Annotated in this window: 2 protein-coding genes; one reads left to right on the forward strand and one right to left on the reverse strand. The window is 64.0% G+C overall.

The window, feature by feature from the left end; translation table 11 throughout:
* Positions 1-720 precede the first annotated feature (720 nt).
* Complete coding sequence (locus tag MFF42_RS26110; protein WP_238258859.1) at positions 721-1,548, reverse strand: FkbM family methyltransferase; 828 nt, start codon at positions 1,546-1,548, stop codon at positions 721-723.
* Between the two features lie 154 nt (positions 1,549-1,702).
* Here MFF42_RS26110 and MFF42_RS26115 point away from each other — a divergent pair.
* The coding region (locus tag MFF42_RS26115) for an alpha/beta fold hydrolase (RefSeq protein ID WP_238258860.1) at positions 1,703-2,268 on the forward strand (566 nt) is incomplete at its 3' end.

The following is a 2,268-nucleotide window of genomic DNA, read 5'->3' on the forward strand; positions in this document are numbered from 1 at the left end:
GGCCTTCGACCGGGCGCTCCGGGGCGCGCTGGCGGCGGGCGTCGAAGCCTACGCCTATACCTGCGCAGTCGGGCCGGAGGGTGTCGAAATGGCGGAACCGGTACCGATCCTCACGTCAGTAGTGAGTTAGGGCCGGCAGAGTGACGTCATGACGTTCGAGAGTCGATAAAAGTCGTCCTAAATTTTGGGTCGTGGTAGAGCGCCAAGGCACGATTAAAGGACCGCCGTAGAACATATGAATGACAAGGCAAGGACCAAATTTTTCGACGGATCGGATCATGTCCCATTTGTAAAGGGCCTGAGAATGCATCGATTTGGCGTCGATACCCCACTCAGTGTAGGCTAGACGGGCACCGCCTCGGTATCTGATTAATAACAGCAATGGGCGAACAACAAGAACATCGACTAGAACAAGTAGCAAGGCGGTCCTTGCAACCCAGGAAAAATGATCAGATGCAGTCGATACCGTGATTGCCACGCATATAATGGATAAATAGATTTTTCTCGAAGCTGCCGAGCGGCCGGACCTTTCAACAAGCACCCCAACCGCCACATCAACCACGCTAAGTCGAAACGGGCCAATTACATCGAAGCCGAGACTATATTCTTCGCTGCACGGCACGGATGCATGAGAGCCTGATCGCTTTGAAAGTCGACCCTACCAGATTAGAGATGCAACGCAATGTTGCAATCGACACTAAGCCGCTTCTCCACAGTTACTCACTGCCGCTCGAACATGAGGTTCAGCCGCGTGCGGGCGATCTGGCGGTAGCCGTATTTGTGGAGCAGGCTCGGCAGGTCGATCTGCCACTGGTCGGCGCCGTTCTCGATGATGAGCAGCGACGGGAGCAGCGAGGCCGGCGCATCGCGCAGGAACGGTTCGAGGATCAGATCCTCGGCGCCCTCGACATCGAGCTTGATCGCGTCGATGCGCTCGATCCGCTCGGACCGGCATAGATCCACCAGCGTCACGGCCGGCACGCGCACGGTCGCGTTCTTGTGGGTGCCCACGATCTTCACGCTCGATTCGCCGCGGTTGCGCGGATCGATGAACAGGGTGAGTTCGCCCGCCTTGTCGGCGACCGCGCAGGCGATGGCCTTGACCGTGCCGAACGGGTTCTGGCCGATGTTGAAGGTCAGCCGGTCGAACACGTCGGGCTGCGGCTCCACCGCGAGGATGCGGGCGCGCGGTCCGGTGAAGGCCGCCACGAACAGCGCGTAGGCGCCGATATTGGCGCCGATGTCGAGGAACACCGCGTCGTCGGCGAGGCGCTGCTTCAGAAGCGCGCGCTCCTGCGGGTCGAAGAACTGCGGGGTGAAGAGCACCTTCTTCTCGCAGTTGTTGTTGTAGGGGTGCAGCCGCATCCGCGCCCCGTAGCGCTCGACGTCGAGGGGACGTCCGCGCAGCATCGAAATGGCGAGGCGGCGCAGGAACATCGCCATCCGCCGGGCGCGCCAGGACTGCTCCGGCAGCCGTTGGGTCCGCTCGGCGATCCGCGCGACGAGGCCGGTGGGGGCGTAGGTGCCGTAGGGCGAGGTGTCGGTCATCGTGCCGGGGTGATGCCAGCCCGTTGTGGCGGCGGCAAGTCGAGAGCCCGATCCGGGGCGATTGGGAGAAGGCCGGCACCAAATTCCGCCGGTTGTCGCCTGTCGCCCCGACACGACCTTTGACAACGGCGCCGCGGCACCCGAAGACACGCCCATGCAGAGCTTCGATTCCGACGGCGTGCAGATCGCCTATATCGACGTCCCGGGCAAGGAAGGCGCGTCGGGCAACTGCGAGCCGATCCTGTTGATTCACGGCTTCGCCTCGAACCACGCGGTGAACTGGGTCAATACGCTGTGGGTCCGGTTCCTGACCGAGGCCGGCTACCGGGTCGTCGCCCTCGACAACCGCGGCCACGGGCAGAGCGAGAAGCTCTACGATCCCGCCGCCTACACCTCCGGCGAGATGGTGGGCGACGCGGTCCGGCTCCTGCGCCATCTCGGCATCGAGCGGGCAGACGTGATGGGCTACTCCATGGGCGCGCGCATCGCCGCGCACATGGCGCTCGACCATTCCGCGGAAGTCCGCTCGCTGCTGATCGGCGGCCTCGGCTTTAACCTCGTGGACGGGCGCGGCCTGCCGCAGGGAATCGCCGAGGCGCTGGAGGCGCCCCCCGGCGCGCCGGCGCCGAACCCGACGGCGGCGACCTTCCGCCTCTTCGCCGAGCAGACCAAGAGCGACCTGCGGGCGCTCGCCGCCTGCATCCGCGCCTCGCGCCAGAC

Origin of the sequence: Methylorubrum podarium, from assembly GCF_022179745.1 — a bacterium.
In the GTDB taxonomy this organism is placed as follows: domain Bacteria; phylum Pseudomonadota; class Alphaproteobacteria; order Rhizobiales; family Beijerinckiaceae; genus Methylobacterium; species Methylobacterium podarium.